This is a genomic window from Massilia oculi (assembly GCF_017582745.1).
In the GTDB taxonomy this organism is placed as follows: domain Bacteria; phylum Pseudomonadota; class Gammaproteobacteria; order Burkholderiales; family Burkholderiaceae_D; genus Telluria; species Telluria oculi_A.
The window spans coordinates 42373-66128 of the sequence record NZ_JAFVIM010000006.1 but is presented as its reverse complement, the minus strand read 5'-3'; the positions used below and the strand labels follow the sequence as shown (position 1 = coordinate 66128).

Here is a 23756-nt window from a genome sequence, read left to right as displayed (position 1 = left end):
GACAAATCAGGCGTGCTGGCTATGATGGTTTGCGGGCGATACACACCGCGTTCTGCCCGGATCGACAATAACTGGAGACAGCAATGACTAACCACGTATCGGTAGACGTGACCGACGGCTTCCACCTGGTAATCGATGCCCTGAAACACAACGACATCGATACGATCTTCGGCCTGGTCGGCATTCCGATTACCGACCTGGCGCGCCTGGCGCAGGCCGAAGGGATGCGTTTCATCGGCTTCCGCCATGAACAGAACGCCGGCAATGCCGCGGCAATCGCCGGGTACATGACCCAGAAGCCGGGTATCTGCCTGACGGTCTCGGCGCCGGGCTTCCTCAACGGCCTGACGGCGCTGGCCAACGCCACCACCAACTGCTTCCCGATGATCCTGATCTCGGGCTCGAGCGAGCGCGAGATCGTCGACCTGCAGCAGGGCGACTACGAAGAAATGGACCAGCTGAACGCGGCCAAGCCCTACGCCAAGGCATCCTACCGCATCAACAAGGCCGAGGACATCGGCGTCGGCGTGGCGCGGGCGATTCGCGCCGCCGTCTCGGGCCGCCCGGGCGGCGTCTACCTCGACCTGCCTGCCCAGCTGCTGGCGCAGACGATCGAGGCCGGCCATGCCAAGCGTTCCCTGATCAAGGTGGTCGACCCGGTGCCGCGCCAGCTGCCGGCCCCGGACTCGGTGCAGCGCGCGCTGGCGCTGCTCAAGGGCGCGAAGAAACCGCTGATCCTGCTCGGCAAGGGCGCCGCCTATGCCCAGGCCGACGACGACATCCGCGCGCTGGTCGAGCGCACCGGCATTCCCTACCTGCCGATGTCGATGGCCAAGGGCCTATTGCCCGATACGCATCCTCAATCGGCCTCGGCGGCCCGCTCCTACGTGCTGGCCGAAGCCGACGTGGTGGTGCTGATCGGCGCGCGCCTCAACTGGTTGCTGGCCCACGGCAAGGGCAAGACCTGGGGCAAGCCCAAGCAGTTCGTCCAGATCGACATCTCGCCGACCGAGATCGACAGCAATGTGGCGATCGCCGCGCCGCTGATCGGCGATATCGGCTCCTGCGTGGCGGCCCTGCTCGACGGCCTGGACGGCGCCGGCATCGCCAGGCCGGACGCGGAATGGCTGGGCCCGATCGCCGAGCGCAAGGAGCAGAACACGGCCAAGATGGCGGCGCTGCTCAACCGCGATGTCGCGCCGATGAACTTCCACACCGCCCTGCGCGCCATCCGCGACGTGCTCAAGCAGCATCCGGACATCAACCTGGTGAACGAGGGCGCCAATACCCTGGACTATGCGCGCAGCATCGTCGACCAGTACCAGCCGCGCAAGCGTTTCGACTCCGGCACCTGGGGCATCATGGGCATCGGCATGGGTTACGCGATCGGCGCGGCCGTCGTCAGCGGCAAGCCGGTGGTCGCGATCGAAGGCGACAGCGCCTTCGGTTTCAGCGGCATGGAACTCGAGACTATCTGCCGCTACGAGCTGCCGGTCACGACCATCATCTTCAACAACAACGGCGTGTACCGCGGCACCGACGTCAACCCGACCGGCGGCAAGGACGTCGCCCCGACCGTGTTCGTCAAGAACGCCCGCTACGACAAGATGATCGAGGCCTTCGGCGGCATCGGCTACCACGTGACCAGCCCGGAAGAGCTGACCCGGGCGCTGAGCGAGGCAATCGCCGCCGGCAAGCCCGCCCTGATCAATGCCGTGATCGACGAGACCGCCGGCACCGAGAGCGGCCGCCTGACCAATCTGAATCCGCAAAGCAACGCGAAAAAGTGACCGATCAGTAGTACAGCGAAGCGACACGCACGACCGCCGGCGCCCACGAGGCCGCCGGCGGAGCCCGCAATATCGACTGACAGATATCGACTGACAAAACGGAGACTGACATCATGAGCAAACCACTCGAAGGCATCAAGATCATCGACTTCACCCACGTCCAGGCCGGCCCCGCCTGCACCCAGCTGCTGGCCTGGTTCGGCGCCGACGTGATCAAGGTCGAGCGTCCCGGCGCGGGCGACGTCACGCGTTCGCAGCTGCGCGACATTCCCGGCGTCGACGCCCTGTACTTCACTATGCTGAACAGCAATAAACGTTCGCTGACGCTCGACACCAAGAAGCCCGAAGGGAAGGAAATCCTGACCAAGCTGATCAAGGAGTCGGACGTACTGGTCGAGAACTTCGGTCCGGGCGCGCTCGACCGCATGGGCTTTACCTGGGAGCACATCAAGGAACTGAACCCGGGCATGATCGTCGCGTCGGTCAAGGGCTTCAGCGACGGCCACCACTACGAAGACCTGAAAGTCTATGAAAACGTGGCGCAGTGCGCCGGCGGCGCGGCCTCGACCACCGGCTTCGACGACGGCCCACCGACCGTCAGTGCGGCCGCCCTGGGCGACAGCAATACCGGCATGCACCTGGCGATCGGCATCCTGACCGCCCTGCGTGCGCGCGACACCACCGGCAAGGGCCAGAAAGTGGCGGTGTCGATGCAGGACAGCGTGCTGAATCTGTGCCGTGTGAAATTGCGCGACCAGCAGCGCCTGGACCGGGTCGGCTACCTGGAAGAGTATCCGCAGTACCCGCACGGCAAATTCTCCGACGTCGTGCCACGTGGCGGCAATGCCGGCGGCGGCGGCCAGCCGGGCTGGGTGCTCAAGTGCAAGGGTTGGGAAACCGACCCCAATGCCTACATCTACTTCACCATCCAGGGCCATGCCTGGGCGCCGATCTGCAAGGCGCTCGGCAGGGAAGAGTGGATCGACGACCCGGCCTACATGACCGCCAGCGCGCGCCAGGACAAGATCTTCGACATCTTCGGGACGATCGAAGAATGGCTGAAGGACAAGACCAAGTTCGAGGCGGTCGACATCCTGCGCAAGTTCGACATTCCCTGCTCGCCGGTGCTGTCGATGAAGGAAATCGCCGCCGATCCATCGCTGCGCGCCAGCGGCACGATCGCCGAGGTGCAGCACAAGGAACGCGGCACGTATCTCACCGTGGGCAGCCCCATCAAGTTCTCGGACATGAAGGTCGAGATCAAGGGTTCGCCGCTGCTGGGCGAACACACCGACGAGGTGCTGGAAGGCCTGGGATACAGCCAGAAGGACATCGCGGCGCTGCACGAGAAGCAGGTGGTGTGATCACGGGCCTGGCTAAATAACACGAAGGTCCGGTGCGCGTCGGCGGTTTGCGACGCGCACCTGTTTTTTTATGGGGGAGGGTTGAACATGCAAGCCGACATCGATTTTCAACAACTGGTGCAGTCACTGGGCGACGGCGTCGTCGTCTGCAATGCGAAAGGTGACATCACGTACTGGAACGCCGCTGCCACGCGCATCTTCGGCTTCAGCGAAAGCGAGGCCATCGGGCAGTCGCTGGACCTGATCATCCCCGAGCGCCAGCGCCAGCGGCACTGGGACGGCTATGACAAGACCATGGCCACCGGCCAGACGCGCTACGGCAGCGACATCCTGCGCGTGCCGGCGCTGCACAAGGAAGGCAAGCCCTTGTCGATCGCTTTCACGGTGGCGCTGCTGCATGGGCCTGGCGGGGAAGTGTCGGCGATCGTCGCCCTGGTGCGCGACGAGACCGAACGCTGGGGAGAAGAACGCAAGCTGCGCGCGCGGTTGGCCCAGCTGGAGACGGCGCAAGCGTGATCGTGTTCTTCGAGTCCCGCATCACGCCATCACGGTAGTCCCGTAACGCAAAAACGTCATTCCCGCGCCGGCGGGAATCCAAGTATGTCGCGCAGCCACTTCGTTAAAACGTAGTGGCAACGCATAGGACTTGGATTCCCGCCTGCGCGGGAATGACGTATCGAGGCCGCGGGAATGACGTGCTTCGTCGGCGGGTTTAGTGGGGTATCAGCCGGCGTCGCCACCCGGCGGCGGCGGCGGCATGTGCTCGCGCCGGTGCTCCAGCAAGGCCTCGATCACCATCGGATTGAGCCCTTCGCCCTCGGTTTCATCGATATGCGAAAACAGCCGGCTGCGCATGCGCGGCGCCCAGAAGCGCTGCAGGTGGTTGGCGATCTCGGTGCGGCCTTCCTGGGGATCCGGATAGGACGCGAAGAAGGTGCCGATCTGGTTGGCCATGGTGACCAGGTTGTCGATGTTCATGTGGACTCCATAGCGATGTTGGCGCCGTGGGCGTAGGCGACGAAGTCGTCGCCGCGGGCGAAGGCGACCAGGGTCAGGCCGCAACCGAGCGCGGTACGGACGGCGAGGGCGGTGGGAGCCGAGATGGCAACCATGGCGGCGATGCCGACGGTGGCCGCCTTCTGCACCATCTCGACGCTGGCGCGGCTGGTGATCAGGCAGAAACCGTCGGCCGGGTCGGTTCCGGCCAGGTGCAGGCCGCCGATAAGCTTGTCGAGCGCGTTGTGGCGGCCGACGTCCTCGAAGGCCGCGCGCGGCCTGCCGTCCCGGCCGCACCAGATGGCCGCATGGGTGGCGCCGGTTATGCGATTGAGCGGCTGCTGGGCGCGGGCATCGGCCAGGGCGCGCCGGATCGCTGGGCCGGACAGCGCCCGCGTCGGCGCCAGCCAGGGCAGGGGCCGCACCACCTGGGCCAGGCTGTCGACGCCGCACAGGCCGCAGCCGGTACGGCCCGCCAGGCTGCGCCGCCGCTCCTTGAGACGCATGAAGGCGCCGGCGGCGAGGTCGACGTGGGCGGTGATGCCGCTTGCAGCGTGTTCGATCTCCACGCCATAGCATTCGGCGGGCGAGGCGATGATGCCTTCGCTCAGGGAAAAGCCGAGCGCAAACTCTTCCAGGTCGGCAGGCGTCGCCAGCATCACTGCGTGCGAGACGCCGTTGTACTCGAGCGCAACCGGTACTTCCTCGGCCAGCTCGTCCTGCGTGCTGCGCGATTCGCCGCCGTGCATGCGTGCCACGGTCATGCAGGCGCTCGGAAAATGCTGGAAGGGCTCGTGCACCTTGGCGTGCGCATCCATGTCGAGGGCGTCCATCATGCGACCGGCTCCGCCAGGCCCAGCTGCATCTGGTTGAAGCGGGCATATTCGAGCTGCCAGTCCGACTGCTGCTGGACCGGCATCACCTGCACCGCCGTGACCTTGTATTCGGGGCAGTTGGTGGCCCAGTCGGAATTCTCGGTCGTGATGACATTGGCGCCCGATTCGGGGAAGTGGAAGGTGGTGTAGACCACGCCCGGCTGCATGCGCTCGGTGACCATCGCCCGCAGCACGGTCTCGCCCGCGCGGCTGTGGATGCCGACCCACTGGCCATCCTCGATGCCGCGCTCCTGGGCATCGTGCGGGTGGATCTCGAGCCGGTCTTCGGCATGCCAGCGCACGTTCTCGGTACGGCGCGTCTGCGCGCCGACGTTGTACTGCGACAGGATGCGGCCGGTGGTCAGGATCAGCGGATACTTGCGCGTCACCTTCTCGTCGGTGGCGACGTACTGGGTGATGATGAAGCGGCCCTTGCCGCGCACGAAGCCGTCGACGTGCATGGTCGGCGTGCCTTCCGGCGCCTCGTCGTTGCATGGCCACTGGATGCTGCCCAGTTCATCGAGGCGGCGGTAGCTCACGCCGCTGAAGGTCGGCGTCAGGCGCGCGATCTCGTCCATGATTTCGGACGGGTGGCGGTAGTTCATCGGATACCCCAGCCGGTTCGACAGCGCCACGGTGACTTCCCAGTCGGCATAGCCGGCTCGTGGCGGCATCACCTTGCGCACGCGCGAGATGCGGCGTTCGGCATTGGTGAACGTGCCGTCCTTTTCCAGGAACGAGGAGCCCGGCAGCAGCACGTGGGCATACTTGGCGGTCTCGTTCAGGAAGATGTCCTGCACCACGATGCACTCCATGGCTTCGAGCGCCGCGGTCACGTGCTGGGTGTTCGGGTCGGACTGGACGATGTCCTCGCCCTGGCAATACAGTCCCATGAAGCTGCCGTCGAGGGCCGCCTCGAACATGTTCGGGATGCGCAGTCCCGGTTCGGCCTGCAGCGGCACGCCCCAGGCCTGCTCGAACAGCGTGCGCACGGTGGTGTCCGAGACGTGGCGATAGCCCGGCAGCTCGTGCGGGAAAGAGCCGATGTCGCAGGAACCCTGCACATTGTTCTGTCCGCGCAGCGGATTGACGCCGACGCCGAGGCGGCCGACGTTACCGGTGACCATGGCCAGGTTGGCGATGCCCATGACGGCGGTGGAACCCTGCGCGTGTTCGGTCACGCCGAGGCCATAGAATATCGCGCCATTGCCGCCCAGCGCATACAGGCGGGCGGCATCGCGCACCTGCTGCGCCGGCACGCCGGTGATCGCTTCCATCGCTTCGGGCGAGTTCTCTGGCTGGGCGACGAAGGCGCGCCACTGGGCGAAGGCGCGCAGGTCGCAGCGCTCGGTGATGAAATCGTTGGCCATCAGGCCTTCGGTGACGATCACGTGGGCCAGCGCGCTGATCATCGCGACATTGGTGCCGGGCCGCAGCTGCAGGTGGTAATCGGCGCGGATGTGCGGCGACTTGACCAGGTCGATGCGGCGCGGATCGATGACGATCAGCCGCGCGCCCTGGCGCAGCCGCTTCTTCATGCGCGAGGCGAACACCGGGTGGCCGTCGGTTGGATTGGCGCCGATGACCAGGATCACGTCGGCCTTCTCGACCGACTTGAAGGTCTGGGTGCCGGCCGATTCGCCGAGGGTCGTCTTGAGGCCGTAGCCGGTCGGCGAGTGGCAGACGCGGGCGCAGGTGTCGACGTTGTTGTTGCCGAAGGCGGCGCGCACCAGCTTTTGCACCAGATAGCCTTCTTCATTGGTGCAACGCGAAGAGACGATGCCGCCGATCGAATCCCTGCCGTGCTTGGCCTGGATGCGCTTGAACTCCGATGCCGCGTAGTCGAGGGCCTCGTCCCACGACACTTCCTTCCACGGGTCGGTGATCTTCGCGCGGATCATGGGCTTGAGGATGCGGTCCTTGTGGGTGGCGTAGCCCCAGGCGAAGCGGCCCTTGACGCAGGCATGGCCCTCGTTGGCCTTGCCGTCCCGGGCCGGCACCATGCGCACCACCTCGTTGCCTTTCATTTCCGCCTTGAGCGAGCAACCGACGCCGCAATAGGCGCAAGTGGTGGTGATGCTGTGCTCGGCCTGGCCGAGCCAGATCACCGATTTCTCGGTGAGGGTGGCGGTGGGGCAGGCTTCGACGCAGGCGCCGCACGAGACGCACTCGGACTCCATGAACGCTTCGCTCTGGCCGGCCGACACGCGCGAATCGAACCCGCGGCCCGAGATGGTCAGCGCGAAGGTGCCTTGCGTCTCTTCGCAGGCGCGCACGCAGCGGTTGCACACGATGCACTTCGACGAATCGAAGGTGAAATAGGGATTGCTCTCGTCCTTCTTGAGCTTGAGGTGGTTGGCGCCCTCGTAGCCGTAGCGCACCTCGCGCAGGCCGGTGACGCCGGCCATGTCCTGCAGCTCGCAATTGCCGTTTGCGGGGCAGGTGAGGCAGTCGAGCGGGTGGTCGGAGATGTACAGCTCCATCACGCCCTTGCGCACTTCCTGCAGCTTGGGTGTCTGGGTGCGCACCACCATGCCCGCTTCGGCCGGCGTGGTGCAGGAAGCCGGATAACCGCGGCGGCCTTCGATCTCGACCAGGCACAGGCGGCAGGAGCCGAACGGCTCCAGGCTGTCGGTGGCGCACAGCTTGGGGATGTTGATGCTGTTCTCTGCCGCCGCGCGCATCAGCGAGGTGCCGGCCGGGACGGTGACCTGGACGCCGTCGATGGTCAGGGTGATCATCTCGGTGGCGAGGTTGATTTCTTTCGCCGGTGTGCCGAAATCGCGGGTGAGGATGGTTTCGATCATTGCCTTCTCTCCTGGGCAGCCGTTCAGGCGGCCAATTCGTCGCCGGCCACCTGGCCGAAGTCTTGCGGGAAGTGGTTCAGCGCCGACAGCACCGGGTAAGGTGTCATGCCGCCCATCGCGCACAGCGAACCGTTGAGCATGGTGTCGCACAGGCTGCGCAGCAGGATGACTTGCTGCGGGCGCTCGGTGCCGGCGCGGATCTTGTCGATCACCTCCACGCCGCGGGTGGAGCCGATGCGGCAGGGCGTGCACTTGCCGCACGATTCGACGGCGCAGAACTCCATCGCGTAGCGCGCCAGCTTCGCCATGTCGGCGCTGTCGTCGTGGACCACGATGCCGCCATGGCCCAGCACCGCCCACAAGGCGGCGAAGGCCTCATAGTCGAGCGGGGTGTCCCACTGCGACTGCGGCAGGTAGGCGCCCAGCGGGCCGCCCACCTGCACCGCCTTGATCGGGCGGCCGCTGGCGCTGCCGCCGCCGTAGTCATACAAAATCTCGCGCAGCGTGACGCCGAACGCCAGTTCGATCAGGCCGCCGTTCTTGATGTTGCCGGCCAGCTGCACCGGCAGGGTGCCGCGCGAGCGGCCCATGCCGAAGTCCTGGTAGAACTGCGGCCCCTTGTCGAGGATGACCGGCACCGAGGCCAGCGACAGCACATTGTTGATGACGGTCGGCTGGCCGAACAGGCCGGCGAGCGCGGGAAGGGGTGGCTTGGCGCGTACCACGCCGCGCTTGCCCTCGATGCTCTCCAGCAGGGCGGTCTCTTCGCCGCAGATATAGGCGCCGGCGCCCTTGCGCACCTCCAGCTCGAAGGCGCGGCCGCTGCCGGCGACGTTCGGTCCAAGGAGGCCCGCGCGCGTGGCTGTCTGGATCGCGTGATTCAGGGCGGCGATCGCATGCGGATACTCGCTGCGCACGTAGATGAAGCCGCGGGTGGCGCCGACCGCGAGGCCGGCGATCGTCATGCCCTCGATCAGGACAAAGGGATCGCTTTCCATGACGATGCGGTCGGCGAAGGTGCCGGAATCGCCTTCGTCGGCATTGCAGACGATGTATTTCTGGTAGGCGGGTGCGCGCAGCACCGTGTTCCACTTGATCCCGGTGGGGAAGGCGGCGCCGCCGCGTCCGCGCAGGCCGGATGCGGTGACGGCGGCGACGATGTCGGCGCCGGTCATGGTCACGGCCTGGCGCAAGCCGCGATAGCCGCCGTGGGCCTCGTAGTCGCTCAATGACAGCGGGTCGGTGACGCCGCAGCGGGCGAAGGTCAGGCGGGTCTGCCGGGCGAGATACGGAATCTGCTCGACGAGGCCGAGCGCGAGGCGGTGCGTGGATTGACCGGCGTGGAAGCCGGCATCGAACAGGGCGGCCACGTCGCTTTCATCGACGTTGCCGAAGCCGATGCGCCCGTCCGGGGTCTCGACCTCGACCAGCGGTTCGAGATACAGCAGGCCGCGCGTGCCGTTGCGCACCAGGTCGATGGCGATGCCGCGCCGTGCGGCCTCGCTACGGATCGCGGCGGCGACATCGTCGGCGCCCAGGGCCAGTCCCGCGGAATCGGCTGGAACATAGATACGCACGCTCATGCGACCTCCTCGGCCTTGGTGGCCACTTTCGCGACCAGCTTGTCGAAACGTTGCGGCGTCACGCGGGCGTGGACGGCATCGTTGATCATGATGGCCGGCGCGGTGGCGCACTGGCCCAGGCAGTACACGGGTTCGAGGGCGAAGCCGCCATCGGCGGTATGCGCGTGCAGCTCGCAACCGAGCGCCTGCTGGACGTGGGACAGCAGGGCGTCGCCGCCCATGCTCTGGCAGGCCTCGGCGCGGCAGACCTGCACCGTGCAGCGCGCCGGCGGCGTGGTCTTGTAGTAGTGGTAGAAGGTGATCACGCCATGCACCTCGGCGCGCGACAGGTTGAAGCTTTGCGCGAGTCCCTCGACCGCATCGGGCGGGATGAAGCCGAGCCGGTCCTGGATGGCATGCAGCACCGGCAGCAGCATGTCCTGACCGAGCAGGCCGTTATGCGCGTGGAGTGCGAGGATGTCGCCGATGACGCGGCGCGCTTCGGTGCTATCTGGTTTCATATTGTCTCCATCTCTGCCTTGCATATGTTTGTGGGAACATATATAAACGGCTTTTATGTACTGCTTGGTCCAGAGTAGCACCCGATTCGCAGGTGTTCAATATGAAGGATTTTGCATATGATCAGAGTGGAGATACGGCCGGACTGGATCGTGCGCGATGCCTCCGGGGAGCCGACCGCGCTGCCGGCGCTGCTCGGCCTGCTGCTCGCAGTGAGCGAGCTCGGTTCGATCAGCAAGGCTGCCACGGCGCGCGGCATGTCCTACCGCCATGCCTGGGGGCTGCTGCAGCAGTTCTCGGCGCAGTTCGGTGTCGAGCTGGTTCACAAGGTGCGCGGGCAGGGCACGGTGCTGTCTCCGCTGGCCGAAAAGCTGATGTGGGCCGACCGCCGCATCCACGCCCGCCTGACTCCGACGCTCGATAGTCTCGCCTCGGAACTGCAGCAGGAACTGGCGCGGGTATTGGTCGGCGACGCGCAGGTCTTGCGCCTGACCGCCTCGCACGGCTTCGCTGTGGCTGCCCTGGTGACGCAGCTGAACGAGCATGGCGTCACGGTGGACATCAATTATCGCGGCAGCAGCGACGCGGTGGCGGCGCTGGCGCGCGGCGAGTGCGACCTGGCGGGTTTTCATTTGCCGGTCGGCGAGCTGGAAGGGGCGGCGGCCGCCAAGTACCGGCCCTGGCTCGATCCGGAGCGCCACGCGCTGCTGCACCTGGCATATCGCATGCAGGGGATCTTCGTCGCCAAGGGCAATCCGAAGGGAGTGACGGGCCTGGCCGACCTGGCGCGCCACGATCTTCGCTTCGTCAACCGCCAGAAGGGATCGGGGACGCGGGTGCTGCTCGAACTGCTGCTGGCCGATCTCGGCGTCGACCCGTCCGTGATCAACCGTTCAGGCACCGCCGAATTCACGCATGCGGCGGTGGCGGCCTATGTCGCCAGCGGCATGGCTGATGTGGGTTTTGGCGTCGAGACGGCGGCGCGCCGCTTCGATCTCGACTTCATTCCGGTGATTCGCGAGCGGTATTTCCTGGCCTGTCACGCTGGCGCACTGGACACGCCGCTGCTGACATCGGCGCAGGCGGCGATGGCGGGCGGCGCTTTCCGCGAGGTGCTGTCGGCGCTGCCAGGCTACGATGGCGCCATGAGCGGCGAGCGGCTCGATCTGCACTTCCTGTTCCAGGAGTAGAAGCGGGGCGCGGTATGATGCAGCCATGTCAAACGAGATCAAGGCGGCATATGAACTGGATCGATGACTGGCGCGTGCGCCGTGAACTGCGGCGGTCACGCTATCGTGAACAGCTGGTGCAGCTTGCGCCGGCCTTGCATGCCTACTGGCAGCGTGTTGGACCGGAAGAATTTCCGGGCATGCCTACCGGACGCCTGTTCTTCCATCGGGCCGCTGTCGGACTGATGGATTTTTTCGAGGCATCCACACGGCGCGGCAAGCCGTGCGCACTGCCGTCGCTGGCCGCGGACTCGGTCTGGCATGCGTGGATGCGCTGGGATGCCGACGATCTGGCCCGCTTTTGCCGGCGCCATTTCGGCACCACGATCGCGCATCTGCCGCAGTCCGCCCTCGACCGCTCAGCCCTGGCGCAGACGCTCGTCGGCTGCCGCGCGCTCGAAGGGCGGCCTTCCCACGGCCCGGGCCTGCCGCCGCTGTTCGCACTCGACGCCCGTCTGCATATGCCGAACGGCCACGGTTACTGGATCGAGCGTGGCGACATCGTTTACCGGCGCCTCGATGCGGCAGGAAGCAAACCGGGGCCGGCGCACGTGCATCCCGATCTCGCGCTGCCTGCTCTGTTCGGTGCGGGCCTGGTCAGCGAGATGACCTATCTGGCGCTGCTGAAGAAGCCCGGACCGGAGGCGCAAACAGGCGATGGCGGCATCGCCATTTTCGATACTGCCGGCGGCAGCGACGGTTGCGCCGATGGTGGAGGCGCGGGCGGCTGCGGCGGTGGCGGGGGCGACTAGTTTCGGGCGCCGGTAAAAGAAAGGGCCCGCGCGAGCGGGCCCTGGTCGTCGACGCATCATGCCGTCGCCGGCATGACAGTCAGCGCATTCAGACGAAATTCTTGTTCACGAATTCCCAGTTAGCGACATTCCAGAACGCTTCCAGGAACTTGGCGCGCGCATTGCGGTAGTCGATGTAGTAGGCGTGTTCCCAGACGTCGGCGGTCAGCAGCGGCACGTCGGTGGTGGTCAGCGGGGTGCCGGCGCCGGTGGTGTTGACGATGTCGACGCTGCCGTCGGCCTTCTGCACCAGCCAGGTCCAGCCCGAGCCGAAGTTGCCCAGAGCCGACTTGTTGAACTCTTCCTTGAACTTGTCGAACGAACCCCATTTGGCGTTGATCGCGTCCAGTGCCTTGCCGGTCGGCGCGCCGCCGCCGTTCGGGCTCAGGCAGTTCCAGAAGAAGGTGTGGTTCCAGACCTGGGCCGAGTTGTTGAACACGCCGCCGGTCGACTTCTTGATGATCTCTTCCAGGGACAGGTTCTCGAACTCCGTGCCCTTGATCATGTTGTTCAGGTTGGTCACATAGGTCTGGTGGTGCTTGCCGTGGTGGTATTCCAGGGTCTCGGCCGAGATGTGCGGTTGCAGGGCGTCCTTGGCATACGGCAGCGGCGGCAGGGTGTGTTCCATGTGTGCGTTCCTTAGTGGTTGGGAAAGGTTGCTGTTCTTATAGCGCCGTTATTCTACGCAATATAGAGCAACGTTGCAGGCTTGCATTTTATGCAGCCCCGGCAACCGTCCCGGATTCACTCGAGGACGCTCTGGACCTGGGCCACACTGACCTCGGCGCTGCCGTTGGCCAGCCGCACCGTCAGCGTGTCGCGGGCGTGGATCTGGGCCGGGTCGCGCACGATCTGGCCCTTGCCGTCGCGCACGATGGCATAGCCGCGCTCCAGCGTGCGCTGCGGGTTCAGCAGCTCGAGCTGGGCGGCGAGGGCGTTCAGCGCCTCGCGCCGTGCCCTGACCTGGCTGCACAGGCTCGCGTTCAGGTGGCGGCTGTCCGACGCCAGCCGCGCGCGCAGGGCGCGCATGTCGGGACGGTGGCGCGACCAGCGCTGCTGCAGCTGGGCGAGCAGCAGGCCGTGGCGGTTCAGCGGCAGCTTGACCGCATGCGTCATGGCCGTGGCCAGCGATAGCAGTTTCAGGCGTTGGTGGCCGATCTGGGCTGAAGGGCTCAACAAGCGGCGGCTCAGGTTGTCGAGTCCCTGGCTGGCGTCGTGCAGGCGGCGTTCCATGGCGCGCTGCAGGTCGAGGGCATCGCCTTCGAGCGAGGCGAGCCAGTCGGCGCGCGGCGTGGCGGCCAGTTCGGCGGCCGCCGTCGGCGTCGCGGCGCGCACGTCGGCGGCGAAGTCGGCGATGGTGACGTCGGTTTCGTGGCCGACACCCGAGATCACGGGGATCGCGCAGGCGTCGATCGCGCGCGCCACGCATTCCTCGTTGAAGCTCCACAAGTCCTCGATGGAACCGCCACCGCGGCAGACCAGCAGCACGTCCACCTCGGCGCGGCGCGAGGCGGTCATGATGGCTTCGGCAATCTTGTCGGCCGCGAACTGGCCCTGGACCGGGGCAGGGTAGAGCACGATTCGCACATGCGGGGCGCGCCGGCGCAGGGCGGTCAGCACGTCGCGCAGGGCGGCCGCCTGCGGGCTGGTGACGATGCCGATGCTGCGCGCGAACAGCGGCAGCGCGCGCTTGCGGTCGGCGTCGAACAGTCCTTGCGCGGCCAGCTTCTCCTTCAGGCGCAGGAAAGCCTCGTAGAGCTGGCCCACGCCGGCGCGGCGGATCGCCTCGACGTTGATCTGGTAGTCGCCGCGCGCGCCGTACAGGGTGACCAGGGCGCGTACCTCGACCTTGTCGCCTTCGCGCGGGGTGAAGCCGGCCATCTGCGCGCGGCTGCGAAACATCACGGCGCGCACCTGGGCCGCATCGTCCTTCAGCGTGAAATACCAGTGGCCGGAAGCGGCCCGGGTGAAGTTGGAGATCTCGCCGCCAATCCACACCAGCGGGAACGAACGCTCCAGCAGGCGCGCCACTTGCTGGTTCAGGGCGGTGACGCTCAGGACGGCGGGGGCGGTGAAGGCTGGATCGGCGTCGTTCGGTGCTTGCATGGCGGGCTGGTGAAAATGGCGAAAACAATCATTATCCTCCATCGGCAAGCCTCGGGTGGTTTGCCGGCCGGGGACGTAATCGGCACAATGTTGCTGCTTTTCAATGCAATCTATTGAAATTCGTTCTTAATCAATGACTTATCGATGGGGTAATGTCGTTTGAGGGCGATTTATCCACAAAAACTGTGGGGAACTCATCCGACCCGAGGGAGAGTGCGCAGCGATTGGGCAGGATAAGTAGAATTATTACGAATCAATGACTTAAGCCCCTAGCCGGAAGCTTGATCACAAAGTTGTCCACAGAATCTGTGCAAACCTTTTGTGTGGGACCGGAGGTCGGCAGCGCGCTCGCTCTGTCCTTTGTCGAGCTGAAAATGTCGCAACCGCCGCTGCCTGCTTTTTGGGCGGTCTGATCTAATGCCAATTAAATCAAGCACTTAAGTGGTAAAGTTCGACCTTCCTCACATTCTTATCCACAAAAATTGTGCACATGGCGAATAATGTATGCACGAGCGTCTCTCAGGCCAAACAAACGAGGCAGAAACCGCCTTCCGGGCACAGTTTGTTGGCAAAAAATGCCGTGTGCTAATATTTTAAGCAGCGATCATTTATTGAGGTAAATCAAAGGCTTACTGTCATAAAGTGCTCATTGCTCACACTTTTGTCCACAAAAAGTGTGCGGAACCCCACACAAGCGAAGACGAAGTACAGCACGGTTCCGCTGCCCGGAATTTAGGCTCAACAATTTAAATCCAAAGAATCAGTCACTTAGCTGAGTCCGGTAAGCCTTGCGCACAATTTTGTCCACAGAATTTGTTCGCAACTACAGCATTCCAGTGGGCAAATACCTGGGCCAGCGCCCGGTTGAGGCAAGTCATGAGACTGCCATTTTCTTGCGCAGGCGCAGAAAGCCCTTACAAATCAAGGTACTTGTTCCACCTCCCGGCCATTGCGCACAATTTTATCCACAGAAGTTGTGAAGAACTCTACTTGCCGCTTTGCTGCCAACTTGCTACATTGCCGAATTGACCTTTTTCCTCTCAGGAGTATCTCTTGCTCGCCATTTTTCAAGCCGCAGGCTGGCCCATCTGGTTCCTGCTGGTTGCGTCGATCGTTGCCGTCGCCCTCATCGTCGAACGCCTGATCACCCTGCGCCGCGAGAAGATCCTGCCCCGCAACCTGCTCGATGAAGTCATCCGCGTCTACCGCAGCGGCAAGGTGACGCCCGACGTGGTGGACAAGCTGGAACAGAACTCGCCGCTCGGCACCGTGCTGGCCGCGGCGCTGCGCAACGTCGACGCTCCGCGCGACGTGATGAAGGAATCGATCGAGGAGTCCGGCCGGGGCGTGGCCCAGAACCTGGAACGTTTCCTCACCACGCTCGGCACCATCGCCTCGCTGGCGCCGCTGATGGGGCTGTTCGGCACGGTGGTCGGCATGATCGAGATCTTCGGCGCCTCGACCCCGACCGGCGGCAACAACCCGGCCCAGCTGGCGCACGGCATCTCGGTGGCGCTGTACAACACCGGCTTCGGCCTGGCGATCGCGATGCCGGCCCTGGTCTTCTACCGCCACTTCCGCAACCTGGTCGACACCTATGTCGTCGAGATGGAACTGCAGGCGGTGAAGCTGGTCGACGTCGTTCACGGTGCCCGCAAATGATGGACTTTCGCCGCGGCCGCAAGCGCGAAGAGCCGGAGATCAACCTGATCCCGTTCATCGATGTGCTGCTGGTGGTCCTGATCTTCCTGATGGTCTCGACCACCTACAGCAAGTTCACCGAGCTGCAGATCACGCTGCCGACCGCCGAGGCCGAGAAGCAGGCGGAAAAGCCGTTCGAGATCAATGTGACGGTCGATGCCAAGGGCAACTACACGGTCAACAACACGCCGGTGGCCTTCACCAGCGTGGCCGGCCTGGCCCAGGACATGAAGAACGCCGCGCGCACGCCCGACGGCCAGGTGGTGGCCAGCCCGGTGATCATCGTCAACGCCGACCAGTTCGCGATGCACCAGATGGTGATCAACGTGCTGGAAGCGGCGCGCGTGGCCGGCTATGACAAGCTGACCTTCGCGGCCCAGACCGGCGCCGCCAAATAATCCCCAAGGCGCGCACGCCGCGCGCCGTTTTTCTTCCCGCATGGCTTCCCGACTCGAATCGACCCTGACCCGCGCCTGGCTACGGCGCGGGCCGCTGGCATTGCTGCTCCTGCCGCTGGCGTTGCTGTTTCGCCTGCTCGCCGGCCTGCGCAGGCTGCTGTTTCGCACCGGCTTGAAAAAGGCCGAGCGCCTGCCGGTGCCGGTCATCGTGGTCGGCAATATCTTTATCGGCGGTACCGGCAAGACGCCGCTGACGATCTGGCTGGTCGAGAGCCTGCGCGCGGCCGGCCTGAATCCCGGGGTGATCTCGCGCGGTCATGGCGGCCAGGAAGGCGCGGCGCTCGAGGTCACCCCGCAGTCCGATCCGCGCGCCGTGGGCGACGAACCGCTGCTGATCGCGGCGCGCGCCGGATGCCCGGTCGTGGTCGGCCGCCGCCGCGTGGAGGCGGGCAGGGCGCTGCTGCAGGCGCATCCCGGGGTCGACGTGCTGATCGCCGACGACGGCCTGCAGCACTACGCGCTGGCGCGCGACGTCGAGATCGTCCTGTTCGACGGCCGCGGAGTCGGCAATGGCTGGCTGTTGCCGGCCGGTCCCTTGCGCGAGCCGCCGTCGCGCCGGCGTGACTTCACGGTCGTCAATGCGCCCGAGATCACGCCCGCCCTGGCCCAGGCGGTCGGCGGACAACCATGGCGCATGCACCTGGCGGGTGAGTTCGCCGAGCCGCTGCGAGGCGGACCGCAGCTGCCGCTGGCACAATTAAGTGAAAAACGCATCGTGGCCGCCGCCGGCATCGGCAATCCGGGACGCTTCTTCGCCATGCTGCGCGCGGCCGGCCTGACGGTCGGCGAGCTGCCTTTGCCCGACCATCACGACTTCATGGACGACCCGTTTGCCGGGGTCGATGCCGATGTCATCCTGATCACCGAGAAGGATGCAGTAAAATGTCGGCAAATTGATCATCTGAAGAACGATCCACGCCTGTGGGTCGTGCCGGTCACGGCGCAGCTCGACGCGCGCCTGGCCGAACAAATCGTGGAGAAATGTCGTGGACGCTCGCTTGCTTGATATCCTGGTCTGCCCGTTGTGCAAGGGACCGCTTGAACTCGACAAAAAGGCGCAGGAGCTGACCTGCCGCGCCGACCGCCTTGCATACCCGATCCGCGACGGCATCCCGATCATGTGGGCCGACCAGGCGCGCAAGATCGAACCCGCCTGAGTGACATGAGCTTCACCGTCATCATCCCGGCGCGCCTGGCGTCGACCCGCCTGCCGAACAAGCCGCTGGCCGACCTGGGCGGCAAGCCCATGGTGGTGCGCGTGGCCGAACGCGCGCGCGAATCCGGCGCGGCGCGCATCATCGTCGCCACCGACCATGAAGACATCGCCGCCGCCTGCGCCGCGCATGGCGTGAGCGCGGTGCTCACCCGCGCCGACCACCCGTCCGGCACCGACCGCATCGCCGAAGTGGCGCAGGTGCTCGGCCTGGGCGAGGACGAAGTCGTGGTCAACCTGCAGGGCGACGAACCGCTGATCGATCCAGCATTGCTCGCGGCCTGCGCCGCCCGCATCGACGCCAACACGCCGATGGCCACCTGCGCGCATCCGATCCTGGACGCAGCCGAGGTCTTCAACCCGAACATCGTCAAGGTGGTGCTCGACAAGCTTGGGCGCGCGCTGTACTTCTCGCGCGCCACCATTCCCTGGCACCGCGACGCCTTCGCGGCCACCCAGGACTCCCTGCCGCTCGGCTATGCGCCACTGCGCCACGTCGGCCTCTACGCCTACAGCAACGCCTTCCTGCAAGCCTACCCAAAGCTGGAGGTCTCTCCGCTCGAGGGCATCGAGGCGCTCGAACAGCTGCGCGTGCTGTGGCACGGCTACCCGATCGCCGTGCATGTCACGCAAGAGGCGCCACCCGGCGGCGTCGACACGCCGGACGACCTCGCGCGGGTACGCCTGCATTATCCGTCTTGATGTAAACCGCTGAGTAATGATGGGGCCGTCTGCGCGGGATCAATAATCCTGGTCGCTGGGCCCCAAAACTGGCTTGAAAGCCAACTTTTGTGGTAACTTCCGTGTCAAGAAGGCTTGGCAACAGCAAACATAATTTATACAATCCCCAGCAATTTTCATTATTTTCTAGAATCTCAGGAAACTCATGCGTCTCATTCTGTTAGGAGCACCCGGTGCCGGTAAGGGCACCCAGGCAAACTTCATCAAGGAAAAGTTCAACATCCCGCAAATCTCGACCGGCGACATGCTGCGCGCCGCGATCAAGGCGGGCACCGAACTGGGCCTGGCTGCGAAAAAGGTGATGGATGCCGGCCAACTGGTGTCGGACGACATCATCATCGGCCTGGTCAAGGAGCGCCTGAAGGATGCGGACTGCGCCAACGGCTATCTGTTCGACGGCTTCCCGCGCACCATCGCCCAGGCCGAGGCGATGAAGGACAGCGGCGTCACCATCGACTACGTGCTCGAGATCGACGTGCCTGACGAAATGATCCTCGACCGCATGACCGGCCGCCGCTCGCATCCGGCCTCGGGCCGCGTGTACCACGTCAAGTTCAACCCGCCGAAGGTCGAAGGCGTCGACGACGTCACCGGCGAGCCGCTGATCCAGCGCGACGACGACAAGGCCGAGACCGTGTCGAAGCGCCTGGAGGTCTATCACAACCAGACCGAAGTGCTGCTGGGCTACTACGGCAAGTGGGCCGAGTCGGGCCTGCCGGGCGCGCCGAAATACCGCAAGATCTCGGGCGTCGGCCCGGTCGAGCAGGTGCGCGACAACGCGTTCGCCGCGCTGTCCGAATAAGCGTAGCAAGCACAAAGTAAGTTAGCAGTAACCCGTCGTTCCCGCGCAGGCGGGAACCCAAGTTTCAAGCGTCGCGATAACGCAAGCAACTTAGGTTCCCGCCTCCGCGGGAACGACCGTTTTTGGGCCGGCGTAAATCATCCGCGCCATCAAGGCGCCGGCATCCCCACCAGCTGGATGTCGACGAAGGACGGCGCGCCGCCGTTGAAGGTGGCGATGAAGGTGATCTCGTCGGCGTCGATGACGCCATTGTCATCCTCCGCTCGGAAGTAGAGCATGGCGGCGCTACCGGTGTGCTCGGCGTGCCGGGCCAGGATCAGGATGTCGCCGCCGCGGGCCAGCTGGCTGACGTCCAGCGCGGCGTTGAGCGTGTCCAGCGTCTGCTGCAGCAGCGACGGCGCGCTCGAGACGACGGCCGCGGAGCCGTCCAGCGTCACCTGCACCGCGTCGACGCTGGCGCCGACCACCAGCCGCCCGCCGCTGCCGCCCATCCAGTCGAGGCCATTGCCGTTGTCGTCGACGGCATCGCGCAGGTCGCCGGCGAGCCCGATGAAGTCCTTGGCCGGATCGAAGTCCAGGATCAGATCTTCGGCGCCGGCATCGATGCCGGCGTAGACGATCGTCAGCGCCCCGCCCTTGCTCAGCACGACGTCGTTGCCGCTTCCCGTGACGAGGCTCGCCGAGCCGGAGGCGTGGCCGAAAATGGCCCACGGGACCGCGTCGGTGAAGGTCGTGTTGCCGGACATCGTGCGCATGGTGACGACCGCGAAACCGTCGTTGTCGAAGCCGTTGTTATGGCCGCCCGCAAAAAAGACCTGGCCGGTCGCGAGGTAGCCCGCCGTGGTGTCGAAGGTGTCGTTGGTCCAGAACATCGAGTACAGGTTCGAGGCGAGCGGCCCGTTGAGCGAGAGGACGTTGTCGCGCAGGCCGAATCCGGGCGCGGCGACGTGGCCTGGGTCGGTCGGCAGCGGGGAAAATTCACGGTAGTTCAACAAGGAGAAGCCGTTGCGGTTGGCCAGGCCGGTCGCGCTGCCGGGGGTGTGCGTGACCGGGTCGGGCAAGGATTCGAAGGTTGCGGTGATGATGTCCCCGAGCAGCGACGAGTACGAGATCGAGCTCACCAGTGACATCGCTGGCGCCGGCGCGGCCAGGGTCAGGGTCCCGGCGGCGCGGTCGATGATGAAATTGGCCCGGCTGCCGATGTCGCGCAGGATCGTGCTGCCCACCACGCCGTCGGTACTCCACTGCAGCATGAAGTCGTCGTCCGCGGCGCTATCGCCCTGTACGAAGCGCCCGCCACTCGCCGAGCCGCGCACCAGCGCATATTCATTGTCATCCAGGCCGCTCAGATAGGTGTCGCGCGCAACCGGCGCCCCGCCGAACGGGCGGCCCAGGTCGATGATGTCGCCAATGCCGAGATGGTCGACCTTGTCGATGTGGGCGGTCGTGTCGCCGTCCTCGAACCGGGGCTGGCCGTCGTCGAACTCGCCGGCGCCATACACCAGGCGGTCGACGTCGTTGTCCGCGCCCAGGTCGATGGTGTCGCCGCCGCGCCCGCCGTATACGACGTCGGCCCCGGCGCCGGCCCGGATCGTGTCGTCGCCGTCGCCGCCGAACAGCCTGTCGGCGCCGGCGGTGCCGTCGATGACGTCGTCGCCGCCATGGCCCCAGACGTACTGGCCGGCCAGGTTTTGGCTGTCGCTCGATCCGATCGCGACCACGATGCCGTTCGCTTCGCTGCCGACGTTCCCGCTCGGCGAGCGCACGACCACGGTGCCGGTCAGCTCGCCGCCGGACAGCGGTCCGATCACGGCGTCGACCGGATCGGCGCCGTTGCCCGCATGGGCCAGGAAGAGGGTGCCGCCCGCTGCCTCGATCAGCACGTCGCCGGGCTTGTTGGCGGTGACGCGCAAGCCATCCACGCCGGCCGAGATCGAGACGCTGGTCTGGACGCCGTCGACGATCACCACGCCGGCCGGATCGATGCCATCGAGACTGGCGGCGGGCAGGGCCAGGCCGTCGGCGTCGACGATGCCGCCGACCAGTGCGCCGCTGGCGGCCAGGGCCAGGTCGGCGACGCTCTCGCCCGCTTGCACTACGTAGCGGAAGACGAGGGTATTGCTGCCGTTGCCGCTCTGATAGCTGGCGCTGCCGAGGTTGTTCAGCGCCAGGACCGTGCCGGGGTCGGCGCTCACGTTCTTGTCGAACACCAGCCTGAGCGTGATCGCTTCGCCGATGGCCAGGTGGCCGTCGCTCGGGCCGTAGGTGACGGCGGTCAGGGTGGGCGGCTCTGGCTCCGGTTCCGGTTCGGGCTCGGGCTCGGGCTCGGGGGCCGGAGGTGGCTCCGCGGGCGGGAAGGCCAGCCCGACCAGGCTCGCCAGGCCGCCAGCTTTGACCGTGTCGATCAGCGCCTGCAGGCCGAAGCCGGCCGGCAGTTCGTCCAGCAACTCGGCCATGCCGCCTTCGCGCAGCAGCTTGCGCATGGCGGCCGGCTCAGTGGCCGCCGCCTGGGCGACGACGCCGAGGGCTTCGGCCATCAGCGCCGGGTCGGCCGCGCCACGGCCGCCTTCGAACAGCGTCAGCACGGGAAGCTTCGGCGCCAGCGCTTCCATCACGGCCGGATGGTCGCTGACCACGTCGGCGAAGACCAGCGCCGACTCCACCAGCGCGGACAGCTCGTCCGCGCCGGCATCCGGGGTGACGCCACGCAGCATCACCCGTCCGGCCTCGATTGCGGCGTAGCCCTGGTAATCGCTGCCGGTGGCCTCGACCCGCGCCGTGAACAGCGTCGCCGCCTCCAGCCGCAGCGTGGCCAGGGCCAGGTCGCTGCCCTGGGCGCCCTGCAGGATGGCGAGCGAGACGTCGGCCAGCGACGCCTGTCCACCGTCGACGACACCGATCCAGTAGCGCAGGCCATCCGTATCCGGCGCCCGGCTGAACATGGCCTGGTAGATGTCGGTGATGCGCACGGCCAGTGGCGCGTCGCCGAAGCGGATCAAGGCTTCCTCGGAGCGCGCGAAGGCGGCGGCGATGCCGGCCAGCTGTCCGCCCGCGGCCTCGACCTGCTGCGACCAGAACGCGAGGCCGGCCGGATCGGCGGGGCGGCCGTAGAAGGCGAAATAGAAGGATTGGACGATCGCATCATGCGTGCTGGCGGCGGACGTGTTCATCATTGGCTCTGGTCGAAAGTGGAGGGAAGAGTGCGTTCAGCAATATTGACACTATGCAATGCGCATTGTTGGCATATTGGCTGCCGTCGGGCAAGCAATTTTTGGTGCCGGGCACTATGTAACCATCTTTTTCCAAGATTATGTGAGAAATTGTTTCCCGCCTGCCGTGCGCAGGGTTGGCAAGACGATAATAGGTCATCGATCAATGAAAAGCGGAGAGAGGTCCATCATGCACAAGTCGAAAGCCATCCTTGCCGTCCTGCTCGCAGCCACCGCCTTCGCCGCCGGCGCTCAGACCACCGGCACCACCCAGGGCCAGCCGGCCACCGGCGCGACTTATCGCCCCTCGCTCGACGGCCAGCAGGCCACGGCTCCGGCCCCGACGATCGACATGCGTCCCATGACCCAGGAAGAAAAGGCCACCGGCCGCCAGGAGCCGTCGCGCCTGAAGGACATCGATCCCGCCACCCATCCGGCGCCGCAGAACGTGCGTCCGCAGCCGTCGCCGATGCCGCGTCCGCAGGACAGCCAGGCGGTGCCGCCAAGCGCGCGCGTCACGCCGTCGCCGACACCGACTGTTGCGCCGGCCCCGGTCGGCCCGAGCTCGCGTCCGGTCAGCGCCTGCACCGGCGCCACCTGCACCGACGCCAGCGGCGCCACCACGGCCGGCCAGGTCGGCAACGCCAGCGTCAACAGCGAAGGCCGCCTGTGCAACCGCACCGGCAACACCATGCAGTGCTTCTGAACTGAGCGGCAAGGTGGTGGTCACTCATAAAAGTTCGCTACAATGCCGATTGACGTTAACGTAAACGTTAATAAGCGGCACCAGAATTTTTATAAAGGGACATCACCATGCACATCCAGAACAACGTCTTCATCGTCACCGGCGGCGCCTCGGGCCTGGGCGCGGCCACCGCGCGCATGCTGGCGGAGAGCGGCGCGAAAGTCGTGATCGCCGACGTCCAGGAAGAGGCCGGCCGCGCGCTGGCGGCTGAACTTGGCGGCCAGTTCGTCCGCTGCGACGTCACCCAGGAAGCGGACGGCAAGGCCGTCATCGAGGCCGCCGTGGCGCTCGGCACCCTGCGCGGCCTGGTCAACTGCGCCGGCGTGGCGCCGGCCGTCAAGACCGTCGGCAAGGACGGACCGCACCCGCTGGACGTGTTCCAGCGCGCCGTGAACATCAACCTGGTCGGCACCTTCAATATGGCGCGCCTGGCGGCCGAAGCGATAGCCAAGACCGAAGAAGCCGAATACGGCGAGCGCGGCGTCATCATTAACACTGCCTCGGTCGCGGCCTACGACGGCCAGATGGGGCAGGCTGCTTACGGCTCATCCAAGGCGGCCGTGGCCGGCCTGACCCTGCCGATGGCGCGCGACCTGGCGCGCAACGGCATCCGCGTGATGACCATTGCGCCGGGCATCTTCGAGACCCCGATGCTGATGAACATGCCGCAGGAAGTGCGCGATTCGCTGGGCAAGATGGTGCCGTTCCCGCCGCGCCTCGGCATGCCGAAGGAGTATGCCCACCTGGCCAAGGCCATCATCGAGAACGTGATGCTCAACGGCGAGACGATCCGCCTGGACGGCGCGATCCGCATGCAGCCGAAGTAAAGTTCTTGTCCTGAAAGCAAG

At 65.8% G+C, this 23756-nt stretch carries 21 protein-coding genes; 13 read left to right on the top strand and 8 right to left on the bottom strand.

The window, feature by feature from the left end; genetic code table 11:
- Positions 1 to 83 precede the first annotated feature (83 nt).
- The 3 genes from oxc (at position 84) to J3U95_RS09060 (ending at position 3670) form a co-directional block, all read left to right on the top strand.
- Complete coding sequence (oxc, locus tag J3U95_RS09070; protein ID WP_109344402.1) at positions 84 to 1790, top strand: oxalyl-CoA decarboxylase; 1707 nt, start codon at positions 84 to 86, stop codon at positions 1788 to 1790.
- A gap of 113 nt (positions 1791 to 1903) precedes the next feature.
- Positions 1904 to 3154 (top strand): formyl-CoA transferase, encoded by a 1251-nt coding sequence (gene frc, locus J3U95_RS09065; protein WP_208278288.1) that lies wholly within the window; start codon positions 1904 to 1906, stop codon positions 3152 to 3154.
- An 87-nt stretch (positions 3155 to 3241) separates the two neighbouring features.
- Positions 3242 to 3670, top strand: coding sequence for a PAS domain-containing protein (locus J3U95_RS09060; protein WP_208278287.1), 429 nt, complete (start codon positions 3242 to 3244; stop codon positions 3668 to 3670).
- A gap of 207 nt (positions 3671 to 3877) precedes the next feature.
- Here the strand turns inward: J3U95_RS09060 and J3U95_RS09055 are convergent, their stop codons facing one another.
- From J3U95_RS09055 to J3U95_RS09035, 5 genes are read right to left on the bottom strand one after another with little or no spacing between them, the layout of a single operon-like run.
- Positions 3878 to 4132 carry a formate dehydrogenase subunit delta gene (locus J3U95_RS09055; protein WP_208278286.1) on the bottom strand — a complete coding sequence of 85 codons (255 nt, stop codon included), beginning with the start codon at positions 4130 to 4132 and terminating at the stop codon, positions 3878 to 3880.
- Complete coding sequence (fdhD, locus tag J3U95_RS09050) at positions 4129 to 4986, bottom strand: formate dehydrogenase accessory sulfurtransferase FdhD (RefSeq protein WP_208278285.1); 858 nt, start codon at positions 4984 to 4986, stop codon at positions 4129 to 4131. Before fdhD ends, J3U95_RS09055 begins: the two co-directional genes overlap by 4 nt.
- Positions 4983 to 7832 carry a formate dehydrogenase subunit alpha gene (gene fdhF / locus J3U95_RS09045; RefSeq protein WP_208278284.1) on the bottom strand — a complete coding sequence of 950 codons (2850 nt, stop codon included), beginning with the start codon at positions 7830 to 7832 and terminating at the stop codon, positions 4983 to 4985. Before fdhF ends, fdhD begins: the two co-directional genes overlap by 4 nt.
- A gap of 23 nt (positions 7833 to 7855) precedes the next feature.
- Positions 7856 to 9415 (bottom strand): formate dehydrogenase beta subunit, encoded by a 1560-nt coding sequence (locus J3U95_RS09040; protein ID WP_208278283.1) that lies wholly within the window; start codon positions 9413 to 9415, stop codon positions 7856 to 7858.
- The gene (locus J3U95_RS09035; RefSeq protein WP_208278282.1) at positions 9412 to 9915 is read right to left on the bottom strand and encodes a formate dehydrogenase subunit gamma; all 504 of its coding nucleotides are present in this window, start codon (positions 9913 to 9915) and stop codon (positions 9412 to 9414) included. The genes J3U95_RS09040 and J3U95_RS09035 overlap by 4 nt, the downstream gene beginning before the upstream one ends.
- A 117-nt stretch (positions 9916 to 10032) precedes the next feature.
- Between J3U95_RS09035 and J3U95_RS09030 the strand changes: the two genes are divergently transcribed.
- On the top strand, positions 10033 to 11103 hold the full coding sequence (locus J3U95_RS09030; RefSeq protein ID WP_208278281.1) for a substrate-binding domain-containing protein: 1071 nt from the start codon (positions 10033 to 10035) through the stop codon (positions 11101 to 11103).
- Between the two features lie 50 nt (positions 11104 to 11153).
- A complete protein-coding gene (locus J3U95_RS09025) occupies positions 11154 to 11894 on the top strand; it encodes a UCP032817 domain-containing protein (RefSeq protein ID WP_208278280.1) in 741 nt (246 codons plus the stop codon).
- A gap of 88 nt (positions 11895 to 11982) precedes the next feature.
- On the opposite strand, the gene J3U95_RS09020 is transcribed toward J3U95_RS09025, so the two are convergent.
- Both J3U95_RS09020 and xseA read right to left on the bottom strand, forming a co-directional pair.
- Complete coding sequence (locus J3U95_RS09020; protein WP_208278279.1) at positions 11983 to 12561, bottom strand: superoxide dismutase; 579 nt, start codon at positions 12559 to 12561, stop codon at positions 11983 to 11985.
- 116 nt (positions 12562 to 12677) lie between these two features.
- Positions 12678 to 14039 (bottom strand): exodeoxyribonuclease VII large subunit, encoded by a 1362-nt coding sequence (gene xseA / locus J3U95_RS09015; protein WP_208278278.1) that lies wholly within the window; start codon positions 14037 to 14039, stop codon positions 12678 to 12680.
- A gap of 1053 nt (positions 14040 to 15092) precedes the next feature.
- On the opposite strand from xseA, the gene J3U95_RS09010 reads away from it, so the two are divergent.
- The 6 genes from J3U95_RS09010 (at position 15093) to adk (ending at position 18954) form a co-directional block, all read left to right on the top strand.
- Positions 15093 to 15701, top strand: a complete 609-nt coding sequence (locus tag J3U95_RS09010; protein WP_208278277.1) for a MotA/TolQ/ExbB proton channel family protein — start codon at positions 15093 to 15095, stop codon at positions 15699 to 15701.
- The gene (locus tag J3U95_RS09005) at positions 15701 to 16138 is read left to right on the top strand and encodes an ExbD/TolR family protein (protein ID WP_208278486.1); all 438 of its coding nucleotides are present in this window, start codon (positions 15701 to 15703) and stop codon (positions 16136 to 16138) included. The genes J3U95_RS09010 and J3U95_RS09005 overlap by 1 nt, the downstream gene beginning before the upstream one ends.
- Before the next feature lie 40 nt (positions 16139 to 16178).
- A complete protein-coding gene (lpxK, locus tag J3U95_RS09000; protein WP_208278276.1) occupies positions 16179 to 17204 on the top strand; it encodes a tetraacyldisaccharide 4'-kinase in 1026 nt (341 codons plus the stop codon).
- Complete coding sequence (locus J3U95_RS08995; protein WP_005669111.1) at positions 17185 to 17355, top strand: Trm112 family protein; 171 nt, start codon at positions 17185 to 17187, stop codon at positions 17353 to 17355. Before lpxK ends, J3U95_RS08995 begins: the two co-directional genes overlap by 20 nt.
- Before the next feature lie 5 nt (positions 17356 to 17360).
- Entirely contained in the window at positions 17361 to 18113 is a 753-nt protein-coding gene (kdsB, locus tag J3U95_RS08990; RefSeq protein WP_208278275.1) for a 3-deoxy-manno-octulosonate cytidylyltransferase, read from the top strand.
- A gap of 184 nt (positions 18114 to 18297) precedes the next feature.
- Positions 18298 to 18954, top strand: coding sequence for an adenylate kinase (gene adk / locus J3U95_RS08985; protein WP_109344388.1), 657 nt, complete (start codon positions 18298 to 18300; stop codon positions 18952 to 18954).
- A 149-nt stretch (positions 18955 to 19103) separates the two neighbouring features.
- Here the strand turns inward: adk and J3U95_RS08980 are convergent, their stop codons facing one another.
- Positions 19104 to 22127: a calcium-binding protein gene (locus tag J3U95_RS08980; protein ID WP_208278274.1), complete on the bottom strand. Its 3024-nt coding sequence runs from the start codon at positions 22125 to 22127 to the stop codon at positions 19104 to 19106.
- Between the two features lie 226 nt (positions 22128 to 22353).
- On the opposite strand from J3U95_RS08980, the gene J3U95_RS08975 reads away from it, so the two are divergent.
- Entirely contained in the window at positions 22354 to 22869 is a 516-nt protein-coding gene (locus J3U95_RS08975) for a hypothetical protein (RefSeq protein WP_208278273.1), read from the top strand.
- 107 nt (positions 22870 to 22976) lie between these two features.
- Positions 22977 to 23735 carry a 3-hydroxyacyl-CoA dehydrogenase gene (locus J3U95_RS08970; protein WP_208278272.1) on the top strand — a complete coding sequence of 253 codons (759 nt, stop codon included), beginning with the start codon at positions 22977 to 22979 and terminating at the stop codon, positions 23733 to 23735.
- Positions 23736 to 23756 lie beyond the last annotated feature (21 nt).